Origin of the sequence: Spiroplasma sp. Moj, assembly GCF_016082285.1 — a bacterium.
In the GTDB taxonomy this organism is placed as follows: Bacteria; Bacillota_I; Bacilli_A; order Mycoplasmatales; family Mycoplasmataceae; genus Spiroplasma; species Spiroplasma phoeniceum.
On record NZ_MQTY02000049.1, the window covers coordinates 1 to 7083 of the forward strand.

General features: G+C 28.7%; 6 protein-coding genes and 1 pseudogene. 1 reads left to right on the forward strand and 6 read right to left on the reverse strand.

From position 1 onward, the window contains the following. Nucleotides 1-127 precede the first annotated feature (127 nt). From BST80_RS03100 to BST80_RS03125, 6 genes are all read right to left on the reverse strand, one after another. On the reverse strand, nucleotides 128-2377 hold the full coding sequence (locus BST80_RS03100; RefSeq protein ID WP_415745924.1) for a RelA/SpoT family protein: 2250 nt from the start codon (nucleotides 2375-2377) through the stop codon (nucleotides 128-130). Between the two features lie 51 nt (nucleotides 2378-2428). Beyond that, a complete protein-coding gene (locus BST80_RS03105) occupies nucleotides 2429-2941 on the reverse strand; it encodes an adenine phosphoribosyltransferase (protein ID WP_415745925.1) in 513 nt (170 codons plus the stop codon). Nucleotides 2942-2966: 25 nt separating this feature from the next. Then, a complete protein-coding gene (locus tag BST80_RS03110; RefSeq protein WP_415745926.1) occupies nucleotides 2967-6143 on the reverse strand; it encodes a protein translocase SecDF, variant type in 3177 nt (1058 codons plus the stop codon). Nucleotides 6144-6208: 65 nt separating this feature from the next. Then, on the reverse strand, nucleotides 6209-6499 hold the full coding sequence (locus tag BST80_RS03115) for a hypothetical protein (protein WP_415745927.1): 291 nt from the start codon (nucleotides 6497-6499) through the stop codon (nucleotides 6209-6211). Between the two features lie 65 nt (nucleotides 6500-6564). Continuing rightward, a complete protein-coding gene (locus BST80_RS03120; protein ID WP_415745929.1) occupies nucleotides 6565-6717 on the reverse strand; it encodes a Holliday junction DNA helicase RuvB C-terminal domain-containing protein in 153 nt (50 codons plus the stop codon). Beyond that, nucleotides 6665-6826 (reverse strand): hypothetical protein, encoded by a 162-nt coding sequence (locus BST80_RS03125; protein ID WP_415745928.1) that lies wholly within the window; start codon nucleotides 6824-6826, stop codon nucleotides 6665-6667. Before BST80_RS03125 ends, BST80_RS03120 begins: the two co-directional genes overlap by 53 nt. Before the next feature lie 77 nt (nucleotides 6827-6903). Here BST80_RS03125 and BST80_RS03130 point away from each other — a divergent pair. After that, nucleotides 6904-7083, forward strand: a pseudogene (locus tag BST80_RS03130) (hypothetical protein); the annotation flags it as partial.

A 7083-nucleotide genomic window follows, 5' to 3' on the forward strand; every position in this document is an offset into this window, starting at 1 on the left:
ACATAAAAGCATAAATTTTTTAACACCAATTGAAGCTGTATTAAAATTTTTAAAAGACTAACTGGTCTAAAATGTATATGGTACCTCACAGATGATATTTTTTATTTATTCTGAAGTGATTAACAAATTACATCATAACTCGTTCTACTACTTTAATATCTGGAATGGCTAATAATGATGACCGAATTTGTTGCAAGCGGTCAGCATTACTAACCTTAATAATTGTTTTAATTGTTAAATTCATTAAATCACCAGAAACATTAGCACTCATCATTTGAACCGATGCATTTAAATGACTTAATACTTTTGTCACATCAACTAGTAAGGCAGGCCGATCAATTGCTTCAATTCGAATTGCACAATCATATTGTTTATTTTTACAAACTGCTTCATTTCAACTAACTTCAACTTGGCGGTCTTGCTTATCACCTCTTTGAATATTACGACAAGTTTTTAAATGAACTTTAATCCCTTCAGCTTTAGAAACATAACCAGTGATGTCTTCATATGGAATTGGTAAACAACATTGTGAAATAACAACTTTAATGCTTGAAATACCTTGGACAATGATATCATCTTTTAATTGCGCTTTTTTATATTGTTTATCTTGTAATTTTTTTAAAATTTTTTCATTTTGACTTGTTTCGTGATCTAAATAAACTAAATTAATTGCTTCTTCTAAAGTATATTCATCATTAGCAACATCTAACAAAAAATCTTCAATATTATTAAAATTAATTGCATGTAATCGTTCTAATTGTGTTTCTGAATCAACTAATTTTCATTTTAAATCTTTTTTTGCAATATATTCTTCAATTTGTGCCTTTGTTTGTTTAATTTTCTCTAAATTAACTGATTTTGCATCACTAGTTACTTCAACTAATTCTTTTTTCAAATACTTCTTAATTTTTTGTAGCGCCGATGATGTTTTTGCAACAACTAATCATGAATGATTTGGTTTTTGGGTTGCTGCTGTTTTAATATCAACCACATCTCCTGATTTTAAAACAGTTGAAATTGGTGAAAATAAACCATTAATTTTTGCTCCAATTGTTTTTTCTCCAATTTCAGAATGAATTTTATAAGCAAAGTCCAGAACAGTTGAACCAAATGGTAATGTTACAACCTTCCCATTTGGTGTTAAAACATAAATTAACGAAGAAAAAATATCATTTTGAATAATTTGTTCCATTAAATGATCTGGTTTATAAACTTCTTGTTGAATTTCATCTCGTTCATGTACTGAAATATTTTCTAAATCTAAAATCCGTTTAAAAATATCTAATCGTTCATCAATATCTTTTTGTTTTTTTGCAATATCATAATTTTCCCCTTCTTTATAACGTCAATGCGCTGCTACTCCTTGTTCTGCTAATTCATCCATTTCTTCAGTTCGAATTTGAATTTCAAAAATAAGACCATCATCAGCCGCAATTGTAGTATGCAAAGATTGATATAAATTATGTTTTGGCGTAGCAATATAATCTTTAAAGCGATTATTTAATGGCGTATAATGCTGATGGACAAAACCTAACACCTTATAACAATCATCAACACTATTTGTAATAATACGAACAGCTAAAATATCATGAATATCATCAAAATTTTTACCAAACTGATTCATTTTACGATAAATTGAATAAATTGATTTACTACGTCCATATACTTTTACAGACATTTTTTTCTCAGTAATTAAAATTTGTTTTAATTCTTCAATTTTTTGATTAATAGTATTTTCTCGCTCTTTATTACTTGATTCTAATAATGAAACAATTTTATTGTATTGCACAGGGTTAACAATTTTAAAACTAATATCTTCAATTTCTTGTTTAACAGCTTTCATTCCTAAGCGATGAGCAATTGCTGAATAAATTTCTAAACTTTCTCGTGCAATAATTTGTTGACGTTCTGGTTTTAAATAACCAATTGTTTTTAAATTATGTAAACGATCAGCTAATTTGACAATAATTACGCGAATATCTTTCGCCATTGATAAATATAACTTTCGTAAATATTGTGCTTTTATTTGTGTCCGATTTTCTTTTGCAAAATAACTAACTTTGGTTACCCCTTCAACTAAATTAGCGATTTCAATCCCAAATAATTCTTGTAATTCTTCAAAGGTAGCAGGAGTATCCTCTAAAACATCATGTAATAACCCAGCAATTAAAGTTTTTGGTCCCATTCGCCATTGTGCCAAAAAAAAGGTTGTTCATAATGGATGGATAATATACGCTGCTCCGCTATTGCGAACTTGCCCATGGTGTTTTTCTTCAGCATACTGATATGCTTTCTGAATTTCCTTTAATGTTGCTTCATCTTTAATATACAACTTAATTTGGGCTAAGACTTCTTCGTATTTAATATCTCGATCCATTATAAACAACCCCTTTTTCTTATAATAATTATAATTATATCGCGTTTAGCATTAATATTCAATCAGGGTTTTAATTGGATATGAATCTAAATCTTTTTTACCATTCAAATATGTTAAATCAATCACAAAAACTAAACCAGCAATTGTTGCTTGTTCTTGCTTAACTAATTGACACATTGCACGTGCTGTTCCTCCCAATGCTAAAACATCATCAACAATCAACACACGATCATTTGGTTGTAAATCTCCGGCATGAATCTCTAATTGATTTGCCGCATATTCGTAACTATATTTTACATCAATAACTGCGCGGGGTAATTTTCCCACTTTTCGTACAGGAATAAACCGTAAATTGGTAGCAAAACTAACAGCTGAGCCAAACAAAAAACCACGTGCTTCAGGAGCAATAATTACTGTTGCTTTTTGAGCAACAGCATGCGCTGCTAATTGCTTAATTACTGTTTTAAAAGCCAAAGCGTTATTTAATAACGGAGTAATATCACGAAAAATAACCCCCAGTTCTGGAAAATTAGAAATATCAACAATAAACTTTTTTAGATCCATTTTTAAAAATTCCTTTCTTGGTTAATTAATTATTAATTCCAACAACAACTTGTTCATCAACTTCAACACGTTGTGAATCTAAGTAATTTTTAACACGGATTTTATTTAACGCACGATATTTTTCTAATGCTACTCAAATTGGGATTGCAACAAATAATGTCGCAAACATTCCAATAATTAAACCAATTAAAATAACAACATTAAAACCAAATCATGTTCCTGAAAAAGCCGCTAAAGTAATTAATAAAATTGCAAACATAATTCCTAATGTTAAACAGTGCTGTAGCATTTGTTTAATTGTAATATTAGCAACTTTTTGTAAAAAGTTATGTTCATAATTATAGATCCGAAACTCTTTTTGAATTTCTCGGATGATTTTATGGTTTTTATTTTTAATATCTTTTGCCACCAATTCTACCATGTGCAATTGGTCACGATATTGTTTTTTCAATTCTTTTAATTTTAAATCTGGATTTTTAACTGCTAATTTTTTTAATTCCTCTTGATAATAAACTTTATGAGCACGACGTAAACGTTTAATTTGAGCACGATGTTCTGACATATAGGCAAAAAATGTTTCATACTCACGAATATTAATTGCTTTTTTATTTTGTTTTGCACGCACCATTACCATTGTTCCAAAAGCAATTGCAAAGCCAAAAATCGTTAAGAACGCAATTGACATTTCAAAGGTAATTAACAACTGCGTAATAATTGCAATTGCAATAGTAACAATTAACGTAAAGATTGCGGCTAACACCATTCCAACAAATTGTGCTCAATCTAAGCGGAATAATGTATAAACAAAAATACATGCTAAACAAATTGCCAGGCTAATTGCCGCAATTTTTAAGATATAACCTTCCATAACTGGATCAGTTTGTTGTAAGGCTAATGATGTATCACTCGGGCTAGCACCATAAAATGAAGCAATGCTTGATAACAATTCACGTTCAAAAGTACCCTTCGTAATATTTGTACTAACAACTAAAATACGGTTACTATTACCAGTATCTTGTCGTTTAATCACATAAATATTAAAACTAAAATTATGACGTGTTATTTGCCGATACTCTTCAATTTGCGTATTTAACTTGGCAATTGCAACTTCATCTGGAACTTGTTTAGACCCATCTGTTCCTCACAAGTCTTCATTAACTGTAATATTAATTCCTGGTTTAATTGTATTAGCAACATTTGCTTTTCCAGCAAAACCAATTGCTAAGGAAATTATTAATAAAATGATTCCAACAATTGGGGTTCATTTTGTAATATTATAAAAGGTTCATTTGCCATGTTTTAATTGTTTACGCTTTTTATTTTCTACAGGGGCTGAAGCAGATAATTCTGTTTCAGCATTAGCAGGCAGGTTTACTTCAACATCAGATGGAAGCTCAGTTGTTGAAGAATCCACTATTTTAACATCCGTAGCTAGCTTTCTTGATTGTTTCTTAAACAATCAAGTTCATAATGAAAATCGTGAAACATCTAACCAACGGTATTTTTCTTGTCAATGTAACTTAATGACAATTCAATACATTAACCGCGCTACGGCAAAAACCATAATAATTGCAATAATTAAACCAACTAATAAAATTGTGGCAAATGATTTAATATTATTAGTTCCTGTTCAAAATAGCGACAGTCCTAATATTACTAAAACAACTAAAGCATCGATAAAAACAGCAATTGTTTGTTTATTAGCAATTTTCATTGCTGGTTCAAATGGGATATTATTTTCATACCACTCACGTTTATACCGTGAAAAGAACAACAAGTTTCCTTCTAATGATAATCCAAAAGCAATAATTAAGGCGGCAATACTTTCTGGTGAAATTTCAACCTTTAATAAAGATGAAAAATATAAGGTTGAAATAATTGTAAACAATAAAGTTAAGACGGCAATTAATCCAAATAAACGATAATAAACTAATAATACAATAAAAATGGCTAAAACTAGAACACCTAAAATAATCATTGAAATTTTAAACACATTTGCTGAAACAACCGGTGGGATTTCACCATAACCGCGAATAGTAAATTCTAGTCCACTTAGCCCCCCATTAACCAAGTTACTAATTTGACGAGCTTCTGTCTCGGTTGATGTTGTAATTTGATTTGAATTTTCGGCTGCACCAGTTCCAATTTTAATTGAATTTCAATTAATAATATATTTTTTATATGCTTCGGTCAAAACACTATTATATTCAATAATTGTTTGTAAATATGGTCGCAATGGATCAATATATGCATTTGTTGTAGCACTTTTATCATTTGGATCAATTAATAAACGATTTGTCGGTACTGTTGTAAAACGAAAACGACTATCTTCCATTCATGTTCTAATTTGTGAAATTGGATAACGTAATGCTAAATCTAACAAATTTCCATGCTGAATTCAAGAAGTCCCTGTATCATAATATTCTACATCAAAAATATGATAAATATTTGTTCAATCTGTTGAAGAAACCTTACTACGAATATCAACACTAAACAAAGTTGCAATTGCTTGTATATTATCAATATCATGACGTAAATCATCAATCATTTGACCAATATCAGTTCAAATATATAATGGCTGTGCTTGTCCGCCTCCTTCTGCTGGTTTTAAACTATTAATAATGCTATCTCATTTTTGTTGATTTTTAATTTGTAAGGTAATAATTGGTCGACGTGCTTGGTCAACTCCTGTTGTTGAACCATAGATAACATCACTTAATGGTGTTCGTTCTTTTGTTCCATTATTATCACTAATTAATAAATCTTTTCCCTTATTATCAATTAAGTAAATTGCTCCTAATCGTTGAATTATTTTACTTAAGTCATTATAAGATTTAAACCTATCTTTTCCAACAATAACTTCAACCGAATTACGTCCTAATGTTTGTAAATATAAATTTTGGTTTGATAAAGGATCTAATTTATTTCGTAATAATTCTAAACCTTTTTTGCTATCTCCATTTGGAGTATCCGGTGAATAATTAGGGTCTCTTTTGTCAAAAACATCAATTTGAACTTGATATCCTCCTGAATAAGCAATTCCTGTTTGATATGAATAACGAAAACTATCCGCTGAAAAAAGCGCACCAACAATCATAGCAATAACTAAAACAATTAACGTTCCGATTCGGATAATTAATCGACTTATTGCTCTTTTATCTTTTGGCTCTTTAATTATTTTAACTTGTTCTTTCTTTCCCACGCTTGACACCACTATTCTACTTTTCAACTTTTCTCTATATATTGTACACTATTTCTTATCTAATCCTATGATTTAATAAACATATCTTTAAAATCATCTAACGATAAATCTAGATCAGTAATTTTTTGATTATTCATAAATTCAATTATCCGGTTAAGTTTAATATTAAAAATATAATAAGCAGCATCACTAACATCAATAATTTTTTTATCAACTAAAATTATTTTTAATAAATAATTAATAACATCCTGTTCAGTAATATTTCGATTTAATAACTTTAAATCTACTGTTTTTAAACTAATCATTTTTAAAACATAATTAGCAATTTGTTGTTGTTCTTTTTGATGATTTTGCATTATATTTACACCTTACCTTAGTTCCAACTATTATTATAACTAAGTTATTTAAAAAATTAAGCAATTTATGTTAATTTTTTTAAAAATTCAATTGCTTTTGTTGTTAATACCCGCCCCCGTGGGGTTTTTAACAAATAGCCCTTTTTTAATAAAAATGGTTCTAAATTATTGGTAATTGTTAAAAGCGGTTCATTTAAAATTTGGCCTAATGTTCCTAAACCAACTTGGTTTTTGTTGGAAAAGATGATAAATATGTTTTAAATAATTAACTTCATTTCATTCTAACCCATCTTGAAATACTTTTAAATTAGTTAAAATTTCTGTCAAAAAGTCAAGATCAATTGAACGAGAATTATGTGAAAACCATATACATTTTAGACCACTGATTTAGTCTTTAAATTAGAATGGAGATTAAAATGAAAAAGTATATGGTAACAAGCATTCCAACTGAAAATGAATTATATTCATTACAACGAAAAATAAAAAAATGATATTTACAACAAAAACTTACAAAAGAAATAAATTATATTTATCAAAATGTCATTAATTATTTTAATTTATGTCAGAAATACTATTTATATGAA